Annotated in this window: 16 protein-coding genes and 2 tRNA genes; 2 read left to right on the top strand and 16 right to left on the bottom strand. The window is 41.8% G+C overall.

Annotation, left to right across the window (positions count from 1 at the left end):
* Window positions 1-81: 81 nt before the first annotated feature.
* Window positions 82-2,574: a stage II sporulation protein E gene (gene spoIIE, locus ACQKFO_RS22470; protein ID WP_427601210.1), complete on the bottom strand. Its 2,493-nt coding sequence runs from the start codon at window positions 2,572-2,574 to the stop codon at window positions 82-84.
* A 287-nt stretch (window positions 2,575-2,861) separates the two neighbouring features.
* On the opposite strand from spoIIE, the gene ACQKFO_RS22465 reads away from it, so the two are divergent.
* Both ACQKFO_RS22465 and ACQKFO_RS22460 read left to right on the top strand, forming a co-directional pair.
* Window positions 2,862-2,938: transfer RNA gene (locus ACQKFO_RS22465), tRNA-Met, on the top strand.
* 8 nt (window positions 2,939-2,946) lie between these two features.
* Window positions 2,947-3,018, top strand: a tRNA-Glu gene (locus ACQKFO_RS22460).
* 62 nt (window positions 3,019-3,080) lie between these two features.
* Here the strand turns inward: ACQKFO_RS22460 and ACQKFO_RS22455 are convergent.
* From ACQKFO_RS22455 to glmU, 15 genes are all read right to left on the bottom strand, one after another.
* On the bottom strand, window positions 3,081-3,551 hold the full coding sequence (locus tag ACQKFO_RS22455) for a DinB family protein (protein WP_427601208.1): 471 nt from the start codon (window positions 3,549-3,551) through the stop codon (window positions 3,081-3,083).
* Between the two features lie 152 nt (window positions 3,552-3,703).
* On the bottom strand, window positions 3,704-4,132 hold the full coding sequence (locus ACQKFO_RS22450; RefSeq protein WP_427601206.1) for a S1 domain-containing RNA-binding protein: 429 nt from the start codon (window positions 4,130-4,132) through the stop codon (window positions 3,704-3,706).
* Between the two features lie 74 nt (window positions 4,133-4,206).
* Complete coding sequence (locus tag ACQKFO_RS22445) at window positions 4,207-4,596, bottom strand: FtsB family cell division protein (RefSeq protein ID WP_148971306.1); 390 nt, start codon at window positions 4,594-4,596, stop codon at window positions 4,207-4,209.
* 43 nt (window positions 4,597-4,639) lie between these two features.
* Entirely contained in the window at window positions 4,640-5,293 is a 654-nt protein-coding gene (gene yabQ / locus ACQKFO_RS22440; protein WP_427601203.1) for a spore cortex biosynthesis protein YabQ, read from the bottom strand.
* Window positions 5,290-5,592, bottom strand: a complete 303-nt coding sequence (gene yabP / locus ACQKFO_RS22435) for a sporulation protein YabP (protein ID WP_427601201.1) — start codon at window positions 5,590-5,592, stop codon at window positions 5,290-5,292. Before yabP ends, yabQ begins: the two co-directional genes overlap by 4 nt.
* 97 nt (window positions 5,593-5,689) lie before the next feature.
* Window positions 5,690-5,959 carry an RNA-binding S4 domain-containing protein gene (locus ACQKFO_RS22430; RefSeq protein WP_044340650.1) on the bottom strand — a complete coding sequence of 90 codons (270 nt, stop codon included), beginning with the start codon at window positions 5,957-5,959 and terminating at the stop codon, window positions 5,690-5,692.
* A gap of 22 nt (window positions 5,960-5,981) precedes the next feature.
* A complete protein-coding gene (gene mazG / locus ACQKFO_RS22425; RefSeq protein ID WP_427601199.1) occupies window positions 5,982-7,442 on the bottom strand; it encodes a nucleoside triphosphate pyrophosphohydrolase in 1,461 nt (486 codons plus the stop codon).
* 13 nt (window positions 7,443-7,455) lie between these two features.
* Window positions 7,456-9,075, bottom strand: coding sequence for a putative polysaccharide biosynthesis protein (locus ACQKFO_RS22420; RefSeq protein ID WP_427601197.1), 1,620 nt, complete (start codon window positions 9,073-9,075; stop codon window positions 7,456-7,458).
* Window positions 9,076-9,253: 178 nt separating this feature from the next.
* The gene (gene spoVT / locus ACQKFO_RS22415) at window positions 9,254-9,790 is read right to left on the bottom strand and encodes a stage V sporulation protein T (RefSeq protein ID WP_148996584.1); all 537 of its coding nucleotides are present in this window, start codon (window positions 9,788-9,790) and stop codon (window positions 9,254-9,256) included.
* A 311-nt stretch (window positions 9,791-10,101) separates the two neighbouring features.
* Window positions 10,102-13,632 (bottom strand): transcription-repair coupling factor, encoded by a 3,531-nt coding sequence (gene mfd / locus ACQKFO_RS22410; RefSeq protein WP_427601195.1) that lies wholly within the window; start codon window positions 13,630-13,632, stop codon window positions 10,102-10,104.
* 82 nt (window positions 13,633-13,714) lie between these two features.
* Window positions 13,715-13,945 carry an anti-sigma-F factor Fin family protein gene (locus ACQKFO_RS22405; RefSeq protein WP_148971311.1) on the bottom strand — a complete coding sequence of 77 codons (231 nt, stop codon included), beginning with the start codon at window positions 13,943-13,945 and terminating at the stop codon, window positions 13,715-13,717.
* A gap of 127 nt (window positions 13,946-14,072) precedes the next feature.
* Window positions 14,073-14,630, bottom strand: coding sequence for an aminoacyl-tRNA hydrolase (gene pth / locus ACQKFO_RS22400; RefSeq protein WP_427601192.1), 558 nt, complete (start codon window positions 14,628-14,630; stop codon window positions 14,073-14,075).
* A gap of 84 nt (window positions 14,631-14,714) precedes the next feature.
* Window positions 14,715-15,368 carry a 50S ribosomal protein L25/general stress protein Ctc gene (locus ACQKFO_RS22395; protein WP_148996581.1) on the bottom strand — a complete coding sequence of 218 codons (654 nt, stop codon included), beginning with the start codon at window positions 15,366-15,368 and terminating at the stop codon, window positions 14,715-14,717.
* Between the two features lie 760 nt (window positions 15,369-16,128).
* Entirely contained in the window at window positions 16,129-17,088 is a 960-nt protein-coding gene (locus ACQKFO_RS22390) for a ribose-phosphate diphosphokinase (protein ID WP_148971314.1), read from the bottom strand.
* 13 nt (window positions 17,089-17,101) lie between these two features.
* Window positions 17,102-18,475, bottom strand: coding sequence for a bifunctional UDP-N-acetylglucosamine diphosphorylase/glucosamine-1-phosphate N-acetyltransferase GlmU (glmU, locus tag ACQKFO_RS22385; RefSeq protein ID WP_427601190.1), 1,374 nt, complete (start codon window positions 18,473-18,475; stop codon window positions 17,102-17,104).
* Window positions 18,476-18,917 lie beyond the last annotated feature (442 nt).

Here is an 18,917-nt window from a genome sequence, read left to right as displayed (position 1 = left end):
ATTCTAAAGTTGTTACCATCTTCGCCGAATAAGGAGGGATTTATACTCTATTTAACTATTTTTATAGGGTGAATATACGTCCTAGGAAATTCTCTTTTTATCCTTCGTTTTCGATTTTTGTACAGGGATAGACGACCATTTCGGTATATTATGTTTGATTTTTGACACCACAATGGTCATATCATCTTCTATCAAGCCGGAGCTCGACCTGATCACTTCCTCCATTAGAATATCGGCCACTTCTTGTGGTTCCTCCGTTTCCAGCTCTTTTATTTTCCTCTTCATCCATAGGTCATAATTTTCAACATGTTTCGGGCCTTCAAAGGCACCATCACTCATCATGATGAGAAGGTCTCCTGCTTTTAATTGCTCAGACACGACATCCACATCGAAATCCTGCTGAAGCATTCCCATTGGTAAATTGCTTGCCTCTACCTTTAAGATTTTATCTCCCCGCTTAATAAAACTTGGGGTTGAACCAATTTTCAAGAACCTCGATGACGCATTCTGCAGATCGATCATGGCTAAATCCAATGTGGAGAAGATTTCATCATTCGTTCTGAGAGATAGAATCGAGTTGATGGATTTGATCGCTACCTGTTCTTCAATTCCGGATTCCAGTATTTTTTTCAAAAGCCTCAGCGTTTCATTGCTTTCATAGTGAGCCCGTTCTCCATTCCCCATTCCGTCACTAATCGCAACAGCATATTTCCCCCTTCCTAATTCAATCATCGAGTAGCTGTCTCCTGATACCAGTCCACCCCCTTTTGCTGCATGAGAAGCTCCGGTATCCACTACAAACTTCTTGGCAGATTGGAAGGTCACATGACATTGACCATTTGGAAATTGAGCACACTCCTCCTTCTGAACAATGATATTTTCACCTAAAATATCCGATAACATCGGGGCAATCAGCTTCTCACCCTGTCCATGTCCCCCGCAATAAGGCATGGTCATATCTATATCAACGTTCCCCTGTTCCAGGTTATAGATCTCAATGTTTTCAATCTCGATTCCAAACTCTCCGATACTAGATAAGATTTGTTCTTCCTGAATATGATGATTCTCCCTTTCTCTTTGAATTTCTTTCGCAAAGTTCCCCATCACCTCGGATACTCCAAGTAATTGATCGGCGACCAGTTTCCTGCTTTCCTGGACCTGCTTCTTTAATTTCAGATTCGCTTGATAGAAGGTCAGCTCCTGATATATTGTTTCTTTCAGTTTTTTCTCTCTCGTACAATGCTTCTCTACCTCTCTAGCAATTTTTGGAGAAAGGGGGACACGGCCCTGATCATACTCGGTCATCACATCTTTCATCAGATTATAGGTTTTATCAAAATTCCTGGCCCAGCACTGATCCTTCTTAAAACAGGTTTGACACGTTTTCTCTGTCACATTGCTTAAGAAATAATCGAACTCTTTATCTTCCTCCTCTTCAAATCGGTCTTCTATTTGTTGAAAACTATTGGACAACGCTTGAAACACAGAGGAAAACTGCGTGACCCTGTTAGCGGTCACATCTCTCACCCTTCTCATGTATCCCTGTTGTTCCTGCTGATATTCGGCTGTTCCAGGAATATGCTTGGCAATTTTAGACGTTAAACTTTGAGGGGTTAAAAATAATAGTAAAATCGCTACCCCCGATTCATATAAGGTTTTGGTTAAGACCGTATCTGTTTCTCCGTACATCCCCATTAATAAAGTAGCGATTAACAAACCGATTGCTGCTCCGAATTTCTTTCCTTCTTTCATAAGTCCGCCCAGAAGCCCCGAGAAAGCAAGCAAGCTCATTTGATAAAAGCTGGAAACATTGGCTAAACTGAAAACAAGCCCAGTGACAACCCCTACTGTGGAGCCCACTGTAGCCCCTGCTATAAAGGAAAACAGCAGCACTAAGTATCTTGACAACACATGTTCCACAGACAGATTATATACTGACCATCCGATCGTACCTGTCATGATAGATGCTAATAGAATGATCAGACTGACCACTTCTTCTGTTTTCAGCGATTTCCTTCTACGTTGAACGGTTACAAGGGGTACACTTTGAATGAAAATATACGTTAATAGAAAGGCAAGGCTCGCTTCTATTAGCGCCATCACCCCGTTGTACACCGTCAGTGCTTGTCCTTGCTGGATATAATCGAAGGAAAGCTTTGCTGCCATGACTGTGAAGAAGACATAAAAAGCGACGACTCTCAAATTATTTTTATGATATTTCTGAGACAATCGAAACGCTAATAGGAATATTACCGCACTGACGAACGTATAACTGATACTAGGAAGAGATAAGGTGAGAGCTCCTGCAAGCAATCCGATTAGTGCAATGGGAGATTTCTCTCTTCGAATAATGTAAACAGAGGCGAAGAACGGCAGTGCAAACGGCGTTAAATGCGAAAGGATTAACGCCCTTCCCAATAAAAATCCGATAACGAATAAGGCGATCCCCTTTTCTACGAACAGCCACTCCAGTTTCGAATAGATAGACTTCATTCTTTTGGATAGTTCCACCCTAGTGTGTTCAATGTCCACGTTCTGAACAGGTTCTATGATCGACTGATCGGCTTTCCCCATGTATGAAACACTCCCCATTTCTTTTTTGTTAAGTATAAATGGTACAAGCTTAAAACTTTGTCAAAATGAGGGAATACATACCAAGAAAGTTTCGACGACATTCTATGGATTCCGGTAAAATATTCAGAATATTCTTGTGTCATCTATTCTTCTTTTCTACTTTTTTCGTCTTAAACGCTTATGCAAGTATGCTTGAAGGAATTTTGACAAATTCTTTACTAGATTATATTGACAAGATAATTCTTTCTATGTATCATAGTTTTTGTGCCTAAAAGGTGCATAAATATGGCGGTGTAGCTCAGCTGGCTAGAGCGTACGGTTCATACCCGTGAGGTCGGGGGTTCGATCCCCTCCGCCGCTACCATATTTCATGGCCCGTTGGTCAAGCGGTTAAGACACCGCCCTTTCACGGCGGTAACACGGGTTCGAATCCCGTACGGGTCATAGTAAAAAAAGACTATCATAAATGATAGTCTTTTTTTTATATTTTCGCATGAGAAGGCGCATCAAGCTTTTTCTGCAGACACCACTTCTTCAATTTGCTCCTGGTGATGTTTATCATGACCGATAAAGTCTTCAAAAAACTCTTCAAGAGTAAAGCTTTGGTCTCCTACTGAGAACGTATGTTGTAAATCGTCATCAGATAAACTATTCACATAAGCTACAATCGAATCGCGTGTGTTGATACCCTCTTCAATCAATGCTTCCTTATTTACCACGTTATGCGCATATTCTGCGGCTTCTCCATTAAAACGTTGAAAATCCGGAAAAGGAGACAGCTGCGCTCCTTCTGAAACCTTTGGGAGAATCTCTCCTAATGAATATTGGTCCCATTTGATCATGTGAGAAACATTTGCAGCAATCGACCACTTGCTTTCCTCCATTGGCTGGAACCACTCTTTGTCATTGATCCTTTTCAATTCATTAAGCCACAGCTTAAAAGATTCATGATGATCGATTATCTGTTCTATTTTCATAATGGCGGCCTCCATAAAATTAGTTAAGACTATTTTATTCGATGGGGGCAGGTCGTTTTCCTTTCTACACTATAAAAAAACAGGCACACTCATCGTTATGAGTATGCCTGTTTTCCGTTCACAACCTGCTATATGAGTTAATAGACAGCAAGTTAACCTTTTTTCGCCCCTCTTCCACCACGACGAGACTCAGTATTTTTCTTTAAAGATGATAAACGATCCTCACTGTCTTTCAAGAAACGTGCCATCTTTTGTTCGAAATTCTCTTTAGTGCGTGTGTCGTTCTGTTTGTTATTATTATTACGCGGGCGTTGAGGACGCTGAGGGCGCTGCGGGCGTTGTGGTTGCTCTTTCGCTTTTCGGATGGACAAACCGATTTTTCCATCTTTCTCAACATTAATAACCTTAACCGTTACTTCGTCGCCAACTTTAAGGTGTTCGTTAATATCCTTAACATAGTTGTCTGCAACTTCACTAATGTGAACTAAACCTGTTGAACCTTCCGATAATTCCACGAACGCTCCAAAATTTGTAATACCTGTTACCTTACCCTGTAACTTGCTGCCTACTTCGATTGACATAAAAGAAATGCTCCTCCTTAAAATGATAAAAGATAAACCTTACTATATATTATAGCCAATTTAAAAAAAGAGTGTCAATAAGACACCTCTTCTTCTTTCTCTTTATCTGGTTCGGGTATGTTGAAAATAATCTCACCTTCATCTGATAAAAAGTAATCCCGGCGCGCCAGTTTCGCTATATATTCATCGTCGTTAAGCTTCACAATCTCTTCTTCCAATGCGGTTTGCTTATCTTTTAGATGTTCTAACTTTTTTTCTAACTGTGCTTTTTCAGTCCGTTTATCTTCTAAAACCTGGGCTCTGGAAATGAGAGTCGAAACTAAAAATCCACTAATTGCCAATACTAATACTAAAAATACTGCTAATCGACGGACCAAACGCTTTTTTCTCTTAGAAGACGAATGATGCATATGCTCCTGATGACGAACATATTCATTTTCCATTGGTGTCACGTTTTTTCTCATTCCCAAACCTCCTTTACAATATGGAGTGGCAAAGCCATAAGCCCTATTCTTTGTCTTTAGGTTTCTTTTTGAACTTTTCTACCACTCTATATACTTTTTTGATATATGCTTTAAAAATTCCTGCCACTTTATTATATAACTTCTCGACTCTTTTTGTAAGATTTTTCGGCAATAAATTCCAAATACCCTTTAATATCCACCATATGGGAGCCGTTACGAGCTTAATCGCCCATTGTAACACCTTCCAGATCACCTTTAACAGGAATATTATGACGGATAAGAGCCCTTTTCCTATAGATAAAACCATGGTAATGAGCAGCACAATTATCCATTTGATCGGTGAATAAATTAATTTTTTCACCATTTTCACACCAAAATTATAAAGGGAGATAAAAAATAAAATCACCCGTTCCAAAAAGGCCAGATAGAGCTGCTTGATGAGGGCCTGATATCCAGCAAAGCCACACAGCAAAGCAATGAATATATAAAAACGGATCTCACCAAAATTGACGACAAATAAAATATAAAAAATCGCCAGGGCTTGTAATACCCAAAACATAATATCGTTTACGAATACAAGCCACCGTTTTCTTTCAGACCGGTTTAAGAACCGATTGTACGTGTCTAATGTCGCACCAAATAAAGCTCCCATTCCGATCATGGAGAGCATGGTGTAGAACTGGGTTGAGAGTGTCATCGAAACAGCTTGCTAAAGAAGCCTTTAGCCTTCTCCCCATTTTGTTCATCCAGGTATACGAGATCAAACACCTTTCCTTTAATGGAGACGATGCCTTTGTCCACGTCCAGATTTTTCATTTGTAGATTTTGACCTCTGACAGACAAAAAGCCCATTACGGTTTCGAGTAGAAACTCTTCATTATCGAAGCTTTCCACCTGTTTAACACCCGTGATATCAAGAAGCTTGCGGCCCCTCATCATGACGTCATGTTCTTGATAAGTCGTTTTATCTTTGTTTCCATCATAATATTGATTCATACCCATCCCTCACATTCCCATAGTACAAGCTTTGTAACTATGTTTATGTTTTCGGGAGAAAAATAGAACCAAAATAGAGCCTCTTACTATGTAATCCTTATTCCGTTTCTTCTTGAACTCTTTCTTCTGAAAGCACGGAATAAAGTCCGCTCGCTTCTTCTTTTTTGGTTGTTTCAAGAAGCCTTTCTATCTTTACCCTCATAATCTTTTGACCAAACCTCACGCTTAATTCGTCTCCAACCTTCACGTTAGAGCTCGCTTTTGCTTGCAGACCATTCACTGTTATACGGCCCTGATCGGCGATTTCTTTAGCCATTGTTCTTCTTTTAATCAGTCTTGATACTTTTAAAAATTTATCTAATCTCATGGATACCATTATTCATTTCCCCTTATTCGATATTCATCTTTTTGGCTTCGTTCCAAAATAGGTCTAATTCTTCTAAAGTGAAATCCTCAAAGCTCTTCCCCGTTTTCAAAACCTGTTCCTCCACATACGTAAAGCGGCGGTAAAATTTTGTATTGGTCATGGACAGGGCTTCCTCTGGAAATACCTTATAAAATCTTGCCACATTGATAAGCGCGAATAAAATATCTCCAAATTCTTTTTTGATATGGTTTTCACTACTATTCTCGACCTCGTTTTCAAATTCCTTTAATTCTTCCCATACTTTTTCCCAGGCACCTCGTGGGTCTGGCCAATCAAACCCTACTTTTGCGGCTTTCTTCTGATATTCGTATGCCTTCATGAGAGCCGGCATTCCTTTGGCAACGTTCTTAAGCATCGGTTCATGTTCATCCGGCTTTTCTCGCTTCTTGATTTCATCCCAGTTCGCTTTCACTTGTTCCGTATTTTCTACTTGAACCGAACCGAATACATGAGGGTGTCTTCGGACCATTTTGGAAGCAAGACTTTCAATCACTTCCTCCATGGTGAACATTCCTTCATCCTCACCTATTTGGGCATGAAGCATGACCTGGAGCAGGACATCCCCCAGCTCTTCAACCATATGATCAATATCATCTTCCTCAATCGCTTCCAGTAACTCGTAGGTTTCTTCGAGTAAGTATTTCTTGAGGGAATGATGGGTTTGCTCTTTATCCCAAGGACACCCATTCGGTCCCCTTAGTGTCGAGATGATCTCTCTTAATGTTGCATATTGTTTATAAGTGGATGCCATTTCTTTTACAGCCGGGACATACAAGCTTGTTAAATTGCTGAGGTGGGCCACACGATCAAGTTCAACCAGGGGAATTCTATCCACCTTTTCTTCCTTGCTGCCAGCCGCTGTGACAAGCATGACTTCATAATCAAATGGATAGAGCTCCATCAGGGTAATTTTCACCTCAGAAGCGATAAAGGCATCATAAACCTGTCCGATGATAAGTTGTTGATTCATATGGATATCGTGAAGCTTTAAGCTCGTACCGTCCAACAGCTGAAAGCCATCGATCGGGTCCGCACCGACAGATGCGAACAGAGCATCAATGAAGCTTTGCCCCCCGCCTATCGACACGTGTATCTTTCCTTGTTCATGAAGATCCAGAAGCATTTGAACAGCCTTTTCCGCCACTAATGGGTGACCAGGAACGGCATAGACGATTGAACGCTTCTCAGATTCCGAAACCAGCTCACAAACAATTTCTTCATACACGTGGTCGAACTGATCATGCTTTTCATATACAGCATCGAAGGATTGAAACTCTATCCCTTCCGCCATTAAATCCTTTACGACTGGATGCTCCTTCGTACGCAAGTATAAATGTGAGCTATTCTTTAGTAATCGGTACACTCCTAATGGGAGCTGTTCGATGTCTCCTGCACCTAAACCCACAATTGTTATTGTATGCATATTGATCTCCTCGCTACTTTTTATTCATTGGTTGTATGATATTCATCAGCCTTACCCATTTACTACCAAACGGTAAGAAACCTATTTCTTCTCTGGAGAGGACATTTCCTCTTAATAATACAATCAGAAAGATGAAGGCACCCAGGCAGGCTCCTCCTAAAGAAAAAAGGACGGAAAGCTCCCGCTCAGGCATTCCTTTGTCTAAAAGTGTATCATAAATCTGCAGGAAAACCTGTAACACGATGGTCATGGCTGCACCGCTCAGCAATAAGGTTTTATAGAAAGAAAAAGGGAAAAACCGGATCGGAAATAAACTCCTTATCTTAAAAATCATCATACCGGTAATAACAGTTAAAGAAACGACCGTCGCCATGGACGCTCCCATAATACCCATAACGGGAATGAGATAGGCGTTGCCGAAATATTTTAAGATAATGCCTATCATAATACAGAATGCCGGGTAATAAATCTTACCGATCCCTTGGAAAATGCCTGCAAACGTAAGAATAAGACAGCTAAAGAAAATGGAAAGACAGAAAACGGCAATCACCTTTGAGCCCAATGCATTTTCGAATAACATCGTATTGGTAGGAACCATGATATTGATGATTCCCAGTGTAGCTGCAAATCCGATTGTAATGCTGATTTTAAGGGATAACTGACTGTACTCCCTTATCAAATTTTCTTTCTTTTTCAAGTAGGCACTTGTCACCAATGGTACGATGGTGAGGGAAATAGAGGTGGCCACTACTGTCCCGAGCTGGACAAAGGGCTGACCCCGGTCATAAATCCCTTTCCACGTTTTCCCTGACTCTGCTTCCATTCCAGATGAGATCAGGAGAGAATATACATTCAAGGAATCAACAAACTGAAGAAGGACCAGCAGCATGGCACTGACACAAATGGCTGTTCCGTTCATTAATAACCGTGCCCAGATGTGTAAATATTCAGGGGACAACCTCAGGGACTTGCGTGAAAACAGCCTTTCCCTGCGTGCAGTCACTATGAGAAGTAAAACCAACAAGCCTCCCAGTCCACCGGTTATCGAACCGAATAACGCTCCGTTCCCCGCCATATACAAGGAATATCCTTGAGAAATCAAAATAGTTGAAAACACAAGAATCGTCGCCACTCTTATCGTTTGCTCTGTCACCTGTGAAACAGCGGTGGGCACCATATCTTCCTTTCCTTGATAATAACCTCTCAGAACAGAAAGGGGAGCTAACAACAGGAAGGATAATGAAATGACTTGAATCAATGGTTTAAGGAGTGGATCCCCCATCCAGCGGGCAATCACCCCTGCTCCAAAGTACACGATAAGAAACCAGCTTAATCCAACGAGACATAGGAACATGAAGGAGGTGACGGCTACATTCTTAGCTCCTTCTTCATCTTCACTTTCTATTTTCTCGGCTACTAACTTCGAGATGATCACAGGGAATCCATAAGTGGATAATGCGATGGCAATTCCGTAAAAGGGATACACCTGCTGATAGATATAAAAACCAATATCCCCAACAATATTTTGAAACGGCACCCGATATACTGCACTTAATATCTTCGTCACCAGTGCAGCAACCGTCAATACCATTGCCCCTTTCAAAAATTGATTGGAAGAGTATTTCTTACTCAACCAGTTTTCCTGCCTTTCTGTACCACTTTTTTCAATGCTCAATGAGTCTGATCAGGCAGAGAAAAAATCGTTTATGTACTGGTCATTTTACCATAAAGAGCTGTCTGTTTTCTTCTGCAGCTTCGTTTATCAGACCAAAAATAAAAAAGAAGAGCGGCTAAATGCCGCTCCTGAAAAATTATTGCTCCATTTGTCTTGCTAAAAAGCCAGCTGCCGTTTCTACTGCCTTTTGTTCCACTTCGCCTACTGTACGCTCCTTCGAGAAGATCGCAACGGCACCAATCGGATCTCCATTTGCGACTATCGGGGCTATCGTATAGGAAGCAAGTTCCTCACCGTGTCCATCGACAAGCTCAGCTTGTCCTTGTTGAGTGTGTAACAGAGACGTACGGTCATCCATTACTTTTTCAACCAGTTCACTGATGTTCTTATTTAAATATTCTTTCTTAGAAGCGCCTGAGATGGCGATTACAGCATCTCGATCACAAATTAACACAGCGCTTCCAAGGCTGTCGTATAATGCTTCGCCGTATTCCTTAGCAAAGTCACCAAGTTCACTGATTGGGGAGTATTTCTTTAAGATGACTTCTCCGTCACGATCGACGAAGATTTCAAGGGGATCTCCCTCGCGAATCCTTAATGTTCTACGAATTTCTTTCGGAATGACGACACGCCCTAAATCATCAATACGACGAACAATACCAGTTGCTTTCATCTATAGTTGCCTCACTTTCATCAGATGATTTTATTTGGCAATGTACCAACTTGTTATTGAATACTTTACCATTGTTGAGTTTAGTATCTTACAACTTAGAAGTTCTATACACATTCAGTTATTTTTTCTGTAATTTCACTAAAATTCTAATGCAGGTATCTTTTTCCATTGTTGGCAGCTGCATAAATACTAATACCCTTATCATAGTAAAGTAAAACAAGCAGCGCGTTTACATTTTGGTTACAGTATTATAACGAAGGTAAGAATTTCCGTATTTCATCTGATGAAAGTATGTGAAGTTTTAATCATTATCAGGCGTTTTCTTCTACTTTTAATGCTTCATCCAAATGCTTAATGATGTCATAGGCCATATTAAACCACTTGGATGCTTCCAAACGTGAGGTGTTGATGGATATTTTAAGCTTTGATCCTTCCATTCCGAGGCCCACAGCCCGGCCGTGTTTGTTGCATAAGTTAAAGACCTTGGATCCATCGATCTGCGCCGTTCCGTCCGGCGACATAAAGATGTTCACTGATTTCTTATCCTGTTTAATGGATTCAAGCTTTGTATTTTTGGCGTATATTTTCATTTCGGAGATTAAGAATAGATAACCGACTTCCTCTGGATACTCCCCGAAACGGTCAAGGATTTCTTCTTCCAGCTCTTCAATTTCAGGAAGGGAAGAGATGGAGCGGAATCGTTTATACATTTCGATCTTTTGATGTCCATCTTTAATATATTCATCCGGAATATAGGCATCGATTTCGATGTCCACTTCAAAGCTCGACTCCGGCTGTTTCGGAAGATCTCCTTTTCGCTCTTCGATGGCTTCTTTCAACATTTGAGAGTACAAGTCAAACCCGACAGAATCAATAAAGCCGTGCTGCTGTGCTCCCAGAAGATTTCCTGCTCCACGGATCGTCAGGTCACGCATGGCAATCTTGAATCCTGAACCGAGCTCAGTGAATTCTTTTATCGCTTGCAAACGTTTTTCCGCGACTTCCGTCAGCACCTTGTCTTTACGGTAGGTGAAATAGGCATAGGCCACCCTGTTCGAACGTCCAACCCTTCCTCTTAATTGATAGAGTTGAGATAAGCCCATCCGATCGGCATCAAAGACAATCAATGTGTTCACATTCGGTATATCCACGCCTGTTTCAATGATCGTCGTAGTGACCAGTACATCATACTCACCGGCAAGGAAGCTTAAGATCACGGCTTCGAGCTCGTTTTCACTCATTTGTCCGTGTGCGTAGGCTATTCTCGCATCCGGCACAAGCATGGAAATTTCGTCCGCTTTTCTTTCAATATCCTCTACCCGGTTGTAAAGAAAATACACCTGACCGTTCCGTGCCATCTCTCTTTCAATGGCTTCTTTGATCAAAGCACCGTTGTATTCCATTACATATGTCTGAACCGGGAATCGATTCTCAGGCGGAGTTTCAATGACAGATAGATCACGTACTCCAAGCATCGACATATGAAGAGTCCGTGGAATCGGAGTAGCCGTTAGAGTCAGCACATCAATATTCGTTTTTAATTGTTTGATTTTTTCTTTGTGTGTGACTCCAAATCTCTGTTCTTCGTCGATGATCAATAATCCGATGTCCCTGTATTGAATGTCTTTGGAAAGAAGGCGGTGGGTCCCCACTACGATATCCACGGTTCCGTTCTTAAGGCCCTTCGTCGTTTCCTGCTGCTGCTTTCGTGTTCTGAAACGACTTAATAATCCTATTTCAACGGGGAAGTCCTGAAAACGTTCCTTGATCGTTTCATAATGCTGCTGAGCAAGGATGGTGGTCGGTACGAGGATAGCGACCTGCTTTCCATCGGCAATGGCTTTGAAAGCTGCCCGAATGGCCACTTCTGTTTTTCCATAACCTACGTCTCCACATAATAAGCGGTCCATCGGCCGTTCTCTTTCCATATCCTGCTTAATTTCACTTACAGATCGCAGCTGGTCATCGGTTTCTTCGTATGGAAACACCATTTCAAACTCTCTTTGCATATCACCATCGGGGGAAAATGCATAGCCTTTTGCCGCTTCCCTTTCAGCATAGAGCTTGATGAGATCATCTGCTATATCCTGAACTGAGGATTGAACCTTCGACTTGACCTTCTTCCATTCACTTCCGCCCAGCTTATAAAGCTTGGGATCCTTGTTTTCTGAAGCGACGTATTTTTGGACAAGTTCAATTTGATCAACCGGAACATAGAGCTTGTCATTCCCCTGATATTTCACATGGAGATAGTCTTTGTGAACACCATTGATCTCCAAGGTTTCAATCCCAAGAAATTTACCGATCCCGTGATTCACATGAACCACATGGTCCCCCACTTTCAGCTCAGAATAGCTTTTGATTCTCTCAGCGTTTGAAAGCTTTTGCCTTCTGGGCTTCTTTTGGGTTTTTTTATTGAATAGTTCCTCTTCTGTAATAACGGCCAGTTTCTGAAGGGGAAGTTCAAATCCGTTCGTCAGGCTGCCGTTGATCATTTGGATCGTGCCCGGCAGCAGCTTATCCCCATCTTCCACAAAGGCGATTTCAATTTTATAATCGTCCAGTACCCTTTGAAGCTTCTTGACCCGCTCTTCATCCGGTCCCAGTAAAACAACGGTATATTTTCCTTTTTTCCAGCGATCCAATTCTGCCTTTAAAACATTCATCTGCCCATGGAAATTCTGCATAGGCTTTGTAGAAACATTAAAGATATTCTGCGGGCTTGTATTGGGAATATGACGCAGGAAAAGAGAAAAGTACACCTTTGGCAGCTTCGTGTTATTAATCAACTCGGTAAACGCATGGGATACAGGTACATCATGGATGATCTGTCCTTCTTGCAACAACGAGGTAAACCACTCTGCTTCCTCTTTCTCAAGGGACTCACTCATTTCCTGTACACGACTGAATTCGTCAAAGAAAATGACTCCGTCTTCAGGTAAATAATCTAGCAAACTACTAGGATGGTCATACGCCAGGGACAAGTACTTGAAAATTTGCTCAGGAACTTGTCCGTTTTCAAGCTGATCAACCTCATGACCTATGTACTCAGTCATCTTTTCCTTTACAGCTGCCGCTTTCACCTTCTTTAAACTGGCGGAAAGTCCAGCTTCAATTTCGTGGATGAGCCTTTCGATGTTCTCATAGCTCAATAAGACCTCTGTTGCTGGTCCTATTTCCACAGCGTTAAGTTTATCAATCGAACGCTGGTCCTCAACTGAAAAGATGCGAATCGAATCAATTTCGGTATCAAATAATTCGATACGGACAGGATTCTGGGACGTTAATGGGAATATATCAACGATTCCCCCGCGAAGGCTGAATTCACCAGGTGTGTTGACCATCCCCGTCCTCTGATAGCCCATTTGAACCAATTGATTTAATACTTCATCCAGATCGATATCTTCTCCCGTTTTAAAACGGATTTGATTCGTTTCCCACATGGATTTCGGAGGAAGGATTTTTCTTAATCCTGCGACAGGAACAATATATACACCCGAGTGATTCTGAGAAAGCTTATTCAACACTTCGATACGTTGAGCTCTCAGTTCCGGACTCGCCACACTTAATTCAGCTGCGATTAACTCATTAGCAGAATATAAATATACTTCATCCTCGGATAGAAACTGAATGAGATCGTCATAGACTTTCTGGGCTTGAAACAAATTATGCGTGACCACTATGGTGGATTTATTCGTTTGTAAATAGACGTCCGCTATATAAGCTGTTCGGGATGAGCCGGACAATCCTGCGACAAGCTGTTCAGATAATTGCTCCTCCACTCCAGCGATGATGGATTGAATTTCTTCACTTTGGTGAACCTGTTTTATAATACCTTTCAAGTGTACGCTCCTCCCCTTTGGATCTTTCTATATAATCTCAACTGTAAACAGAAAAATGCTTTGGTTCTCCACCAAAGCGTTCTTACTGAATGATATGATCTAATTGATGATAGTCAGGGTTTCTCTCCAGACTCTCCTGACAATCTTCACAGATGGTCTTCACTTGGATATCTCCGTTGTCCTGATACTGAACCATGTGTAACCGTTCTTCATCTGACAGCGTATGAATCCCGAGCTGCTCTGAATGGACAGATACGTTTGAAAGTGTTCCAACATTTGTACCACAATGTCGACACTGATAATGGATCGCCATACCATTTCCCTCCATACACATTTATACATTTAGTATGAACCTGTTAGAGGGGAGTTATTCAACTCTTCACAGGAATGATGGAAGGTCACCAAGATTTTCAGTCCTCGAAATGCAGTATATGAATTCGTTAGTTGAATTTATTCATCACTTCGAGGAAAGGTTTATCAAACCATGTTTCACATGCTTCCACACAGGCAGAGATGACTTTATCCAACTCTCCTTGATCTTCCTTACTAAACCTTCCAAGAACATAATCCGGGACACTCATACCGTTTACAGGGCGATCGATTCCTATTCTAAGGCGATTGAAGTTTTGAGAGCCCAAATGAGCGATGGTTGATTTTATTCCATTATGACCTCCGGCACTCCCCTTCTGTCTCAGCCTTATCTTTCCTACAGGTAAATCCAAATCATCATAAATAACAAGCAGATCTTCATCTTCAATATTAAAATAATCCATTAGCGGAACAATGCTTTCCCCAGATAAATTCATATAGGTAAGCGGCTTTAATAAAACGATTTTTTCCCCTTTATAATGGTAAGTCCCATATATCCCTTTGAACTTTGACTGATTCAATGAAACCCCCAGTCGATCTGCTAAAGCATCTATAATAACAAACCCGATATTATGACGTGTCTTCTCATATTGTGATCCCGGGTTTCCTAGTCCAACGATTAATTTCATGTCTAACACCTCTTCTGACCTTATACCTCTAGAATAACGTAAAAAGCGCAACCTGCAAAAGGTTACGCCAAAAAATATTGATTTTTATTCTTCCTTTGATTCACTTTCTTCACTGGCCTCTGATTCTCTTCCTTCTTCATTCTCAGGGGTACCTGCTTCCTGCTCTTCACCGCTATCAATTTCTTCTTCCTGTCGTGGTGCGAGAATGGAAGCAATTGTACGGTCGTCCTCTTCATTAAGAGTGACACTGTATTTGTCGCGTATATCACCGATCGTTACCGTTTCTCCAACTTGAAGTTCTGCAATATCAACTTCGATTGATTCCGGTATATCTTTAGGTTTAGCTGTTACAGAAACCTCATGCAACGGCTGTTGTAGTACTCCGCCGTCCTTTACTCCTGCAGCTTCTCCCACAAGCTCGATACGAACATCCGCATCGATTTCCTGTGACATATTAACGGCAAGGAAATCTACGTGAGTAACGGCATCCTTCAAGTGGTCCTGCTGATAGTCACTTAAAATGACATTTTGTTTATTACCATCTACATTTAAGGAAATAATTCCGTTTCTTCCTACTTCACGAATCGTTTTAATAAACGTAATGGCATCTACCATAATTGGTGTATTATCTGCTTTGTAGCCGTACACGACTCCAGGGATATTCCCCTCGTGTCTCAGCTTTGTTAATGAAGAGCGTTTAAAATCTTTTCTGGTATTTGCTTTTAATTCAGTTGCCATGTCTAATCCAACACCTTCCCTAATCTTTTATGTTAGTTAAAGTTCTATATATAGTAATTACCCTAATGTGATTTGAAATAAACATAGAAAAATCAATTTATGACGGGAAGGGTGCTTATGGAAGGTTGTCAGATAGCTGTTTTAGAAGAAGGCCCTTTTCATACAGATTGTTGCTTTTTAACATAAGGTCTGCTTGAGCTCTGTCAATTAGTATGTGGAGGATGGTGAGGGGAACTGCTCCGCTTTCCGCGGACGTTCGGCCGAGCCTCCTCAGCTTCGCTTCTGGGGTCTCGGCACGCCCGTACTTCCGCAGGAGTCTACGCAGTTCCCCTCACCATCTTTAAGAGATTTTTCGTGACAGAGCTTAAGGTGTGCGAGAAAAACAATGTAACTAGAAAACAGAATGCTTCTTTCTCAAAAGGAGATCTATCTTTACTCACTTGATATGAGGTTGCTTTCTAAAAGTCTTGTTTTTCTCACATTCTAATGAGGATTTATGCTCAGAAAGTTGATTGGAGCGGAAGGATGTTCGACTCCTGCGGGAATAGCGGGAAAGTTGAGACCCCACAGGGCAAAGCCCGAGGAGGCTCAACTCACGCCCCGCGGAAAGCGAGCATCCTGTAGCGGAAATCAACTACTACATTCTTCCTTAAGATAACCACAAACTTTGCGAAAAGAGTCTAAAAGAAGAATAACAGAAAAGCCTGCCCTAAATAAGGACAGGCTCTTCTTCATATGCACAAACTACAAATATTAATTCTTAATCAAAAAGCGTGCTGACAGATTGTTGTTCGTAGACACGGATGATGGCTTCACTGATTAGTGGAGCAACTGACAACGACTTCACTTTACTGATCATTTTCTCTTCGCCTAATGGAATAGAGTTCGTTACAACCAGCTCTTTAATATTAGAGTTTTCGATTCGCTCAATCGCAGGTCCAGAAAGAACCGGATGCGTACAGCACGCGAAAACTTCTTTCGCACCGTTTTCCACTAACGCATTGGCTGCAAGCGTGATCGTACCGGCAGTATCAATAATATCATCGATCAGGATGGCGATTTTACCATCAATGTTACCAACGATGTTCATGACCTCTGCAACGTTCGGTTTCGGACGACGTTTATCAATGATGGCAATCGGCGCTTTCAGGCGTTCCGCAAGCTTACGGGCTCTAGTCACTCCTCCATGGTCCGGAGATACAATGACAAGGTCTTCGTTATTGAATCCTCTTTCTTCAAAGTAATCCGCTAAGATAGGAACACCCATCAGGTGATCGATCAGGATATCAAAGAAGCCTTGAATCTGAGGAGCATGCAGGTCCAGTGTGATTACGCGGGTAGCACCGGCTGTTTCCAACAGGTTTGCCACTAATTTAGCCGTGATAGGCTCACGTGCTCTCGCTTTACGGTCCTGACGGGCATACCCATAATAAGGCATAACAATGTTAATCGTTTTAGCAGAAGCACGTTTCAACGCATCTACCATAATAAGAAGCTCCATCAGGTTTTCGTTTACAGGCTGACAAGTAGACTGAATGACGAATACATCACAACCACGGATACTTTCTTCAATGTTAATCTGAATTTCACCGTCACTAAAACGCTTAACAGAAGATTTCCCTAATTCAACTCCTACTTCATCAGCAATTTCCTTTGCAAGATGGTAGTTTGAATTAAGGGAGAAAATTTTTAATTTGGAATTAATATAAGAGTTTGGCATCGTGGACCTCCAATTATTTCTTATGATTTAGATTTTGTACGTAATTTTCTTTATTTACCTGGCGAGCTCTTGCAATCGAAAGAGACTCTCCTGGAACATCCTCAGTAATCGTAGAACCAGCAGCAATGTATGCACCTTTTCCTACTTTAACAGGCGCGACCAGATTTGAATTACAGCCTACAAATACACCATCTTCAATCTTTGTCATGTGCTTATTCTTTCCATCATAGTTCACCGTGATCGATCCACATCCAATGTTGACGTCACTTCCAACCTCTGCATCTCCAATGTAGCTTAAGTGGGATGCTTTACTTGCTTTACCGAAAGAAGCCTTCTTAATTTCAACGAAGTTACCAATCTTAACTTCATCTTCAATGGTAGAAGCCGGACGAATGTGAGCAAATGGCCCAATATGAACATCCGAACCGATCGAGCTGTCATGAGCAACAGATTGCTTCACAACTGTTCGGTCACCGATCTGACAATCCTTCACCTCAGAATTTGGTCCGATCATAGCATCTTCACCAATTGAAGTGTCGCCTTTAAGAACCGTACCTGGAAGGATAACCGTATCTCGGCCAATCTTCACATCTGCATCAATATACGTATTGTTTGGATCCTTTATCGTTACACCATTGCGCATATGGTATTCATTGATGCGCTTTTTCATCGTGATCTCTGCTTGAGAAAGTGCGACACGGTCGTTCACACCCAATGTCTCATCAAAGTCACTTGTTTGGTACGCACTTACGATTTCACCTTCAGACTGAAGAATCTCAATCACATCCGGTAAATAATACTCGCCTTGTACGTTATCATTCGAAACCTTTTTCAGGGCATCGAATAACGCTTTATTATCGAAACAATATGTTCCGGTATTGATTTCTTTCACGCTTCGCTCCTCATCGGTTGCATCCTTATGTTCTACGATGCGTTCCACCAAGCCTTCCTGGTTACGGATGATGCGTCCGTATCCATCAGGGGATTCAGTGTGACCAGTCAAGATAGTCGCTTTCGCACCCTGACCTTCATGATGCTTCACTAACGCTTCCATCGTTTCTCCTTTAATGAGCGGTGTATCACCACATACCACCAAAGTAGTACCTTCTAAATCACCTAACACATCTTCAGACTGCATAACAGCATGAGCGGTACCTAATTGCTCAGCCTGAAGGGCAAAATCACTCTTGCCTTCTAAATGCGACTTCACAAGCTCAGCACCGTGACCGATGATTGTGACAGTCTTTTCTATATGAAGAGTTGAAATTTGGTCGACCACATGTTCCACCATCGGCTTGCCACACACAGGATGAAGAACTTTGTAAAGCTTGGACTTCATTCTCGTACCTTGCCCGGCAGCTAATATAACGGCATATCGATTTGTCATTTTTGGTCCTCCAATAACCTTTTTATCCATAACGAATATATCCTAAAAACTTTATCATTTCAAGGATTCATATAAAAGTACATATATTTGTCATTAGAAAAGCGGAGGCGGCTTGGTCAGGCCCGACAAGCATAAGATGAATTGACCGGAAAGGCGCTCTTTGCCTTTTTGGTCAATTTAGCTTATGACCTCGAGGGACTAGCCGCCGGAGCTGGACAAGTAGAAAAGCGGAAGAGGCTCGCCCTGGGGCGACAAGCATAAGCCAAGTAACCCGGAAAGGCGCCCTTTGCCTTTTTGGGTTACTTGGCTTATGACCTCGAGCCCCAAGCCCCTGGAGCTGGACATATAGAAAAGCGGAGGCGGCTTGGTCAGGCCCGACAAGCATAAGATGAATTGACCGGAAAGGCGCTCTTTGCCTTTTTGGTCAATTTAGCTTATGACC

This window comes from Rossellomorea sp. NPDC071047 (assembly GCF_050270195.1).
Classification (GTDB): domain Bacteria; phylum Bacillota; class Bacilli; order Bacillales; family Bacillaceae_B; genus Rossellomorea.
Note: the sequence above shows the minus strand (reverse complement) of the source record. Positions and strands in the feature narration are given on the sequence as shown.

Excerpts from the sequence above, each read along its gene's own strand:
- spoIIE (WP_427601210.1), bottom strand. The coding sequence starts at position 2,574 with ATGGGGAAAGCCGATCAGTCGATCATAGAACCTGTTCAGAACGTGGAC.
- ACQKFO_RS22455 (WP_427601208.1), bottom strand. The coding sequence starts at position 3,551 with ATGAAAATAGAACAGATAATCGATCATCATGAATCTTTTAAGCTGTGG.
- ACQKFO_RS22450 (WP_427601206.1), bottom strand. The coding sequence starts at position 4,132 with ATGTCAATCGAAGTAGGCAGCAAGTTACAGGGTAAGGTAACAGGTATT.
- ACQKFO_RS22445 (WP_148971306.1), bottom strand. The coding sequence starts at position 4,596 with ATGAGAAAAAACGTGACACCAATGGAAAATGAATATGTTCGTCATCAG.
- yabQ (WP_427601203.1), bottom strand. The coding sequence starts at position 5,293 with ATGACACTCTCAACCCAGTTCTACACCATGCTCTCCATGATCGGAATG.
- yabP (WP_427601201.1), bottom strand. The coding sequence starts at position 5,592 with ATGAATCAATATTATGATGGAAACAAAGATAAAACGACTTATCAAGAA.
- ACQKFO_RS22430 (WP_044340650.1), bottom strand. The coding sequence starts at position 5,959 with ATGAGATTAGATAAATTTTTAAAAGTATCAAGACTGATTAAAAGAAGA.
- mazG (WP_427601199.1), bottom strand. The coding sequence starts at position 7,442 with ATGCATACAATAACAATTGTGGGTTTAGGTGCAGGAGACATCGAACAG.
- spoVT (WP_148996584.1), bottom strand. The coding sequence starts at position 9,790 with ATGAAAGCAACTGGTATTGTTCGTCGTATTGATGATTTAGGGCGTGTC.
- ACQKFO_RS22405 (WP_148971311.1), bottom strand. The coding sequence starts at position 13,945 with ATGGCGATCCATTATCAGTGTCGACATTGTGGTACAAATGTTGGAACA.
- pth (WP_427601192.1), bottom strand. The coding sequence starts at position 14,630 with ATGAAATTAATCGTTGGACTAGGAAACCCGGGATCACAATATGAGAAG.
- ACQKFO_RS22395 (WP_148996581.1), bottom strand. The coding sequence starts at position 15,368 with ATGGCAACTGAATTAAAAGCAAATACCAGAAAAGATTTTAAACGCTCT.
- ACQKFO_RS22390 (WP_148971314.1), bottom strand. The coding sequence starts at position 17,088 with ATGCCAAACTCTTATATTAATTCCAAATTAAAAATTTTCTCCCTTAAT.
- glmU (WP_427601190.1), bottom strand. The coding sequence starts at position 18,475 with ATGACAAATCGATATGCCGTTATATTAGCTGCCGGGCAAGGTACGAGA.